Raw genomic sequence first — 1,333 nt, 5'->3', positions numbered from 1 at the left:
ACAATGGATTCAATTCCATTGACGGTGATCGCCTGTCCCCCCAGCAGGAGCACGGTATCCACGGCGGTTGAACCCGTCAGGATGTCCACTCCGTTAACCGCAACCACGCCCCCGGCCAGTAGGGTCACCGTGTCGGAGATTCCGGTCTTGCTGATCAGGGTATCCACACCGCAGGTGTACAGGGTAGCACCAGCCAGCAACGTCACCGTGTCACGCTCGACCGCCGTTGCCAGCAAGGTATCCACGCTGTTGATCACCAGATGCCCACCAGTCAGCAACGTCACCGTATCGGTCACACCCGTCCCACTGACCAGGGTATCCACACCGGATGCAGCCAGGCCATGGCTGGCCAGCAAGGTGACGGTATCCGTAGCACCCACCACACTGAGCAGGGTATCCAGCACACAGGTCACCATATTTGCTCCCGCGAGCAGGAGCACGGTATCCATGACAGACGACCCGGCCAGTGAATCAATCTGGCAGACGGACAGCAGACCTCCAGCCAGCAGCGTCACCGTGTTGTTCACCGATGCATTGCTGAGCAGAGTATCCACACCACAGGCATGCAGGGCGGCATCCGCCAGCAGGAGCACGGTATCCTGTCCGGCCGTGGCCAGCAGGGAATCCACGCTGTTGATCGCCAGTTGCCCGCCGGTCAACAACACCACCGTATCCGTCACACCGGACAGGCTGAGCAGGGTATCCAGCCCGGCCCCAACCATGGAACCACTCGCCAGCAAGGTCACGGTCTCGACCACCGATGCACCACTGAGCAGGGTATCAAGATGACACACGGAGATTGCTCCCCCCGTGGTCAACAGCACTGTTTCGGTCTGCCCGGCGGCCCCGTACAGGGCGTCCACCCCGCGCACTACCACATGACCGGCACTGCCCAGGGTCACGGTCTCATTCACAGCCGTCGTACCACTGAGCAGACTCTCCACGCCACAGACAAAGTGCGCCCCACCGGACAGCAGTACCAGGGTATCCACCCCACTCCCGGCCAGCAGTGAATCAATCACGCAAACCGCCATGCTTCCCTCGGTCAGCAGGGTAACCGTGTCTGCACCTGCCGTCCCGATCAGGGTATCAATGCGTGATACGGCCAGTACACCATGGCTGAGCAGCGTCACGGTATCCATGGAGAGTTCGTGGCTGAGCAGGGTCTCCAACCCGCACACGGCGAGCGTACCACTGGTGACAACTTCGAGTGTATCTATCCCGGCACTGCCAACGACCCGGTCCACCCCGGAAGCAGTCACCCGGCCACCCGCCAGCAGGGTCACCGTATCCAGGCCGGAAGCAGTCCCGATCACGGTATCGATCCCGCACA

General features: G+C 61.7%; 1 protein-coding gene. It reads right to left on the bottom strand.

Annotated features, from left to right (window positions below; genetic code table 11):
* The coding region (locus tag Mcas_RS18575; protein WP_235203668.1) for a hypothetical protein at positions 1-1,172 on the bottom strand (1,172 nt) is incomplete at its 3' end.
* Positions 1,173-1,333: the final 161 nt, after the last annotated feature.

It is taken from the genome of Candidatus Magnetobacterium casense (assembly GCF_000714715.1).
Taxonomy (GTDB): domain Bacteria; phylum Nitrospirota; class Thermodesulfovibrionia; order Thermodesulfovibrionales; family Magnetobacteriaceae; genus Magnetobacterium; species Magnetobacterium casense.
The sequence above is the reverse complement of the archived record's forward strand: the minus strand, read 5'-3'. Positions and strand labels throughout refer to the sequence as shown.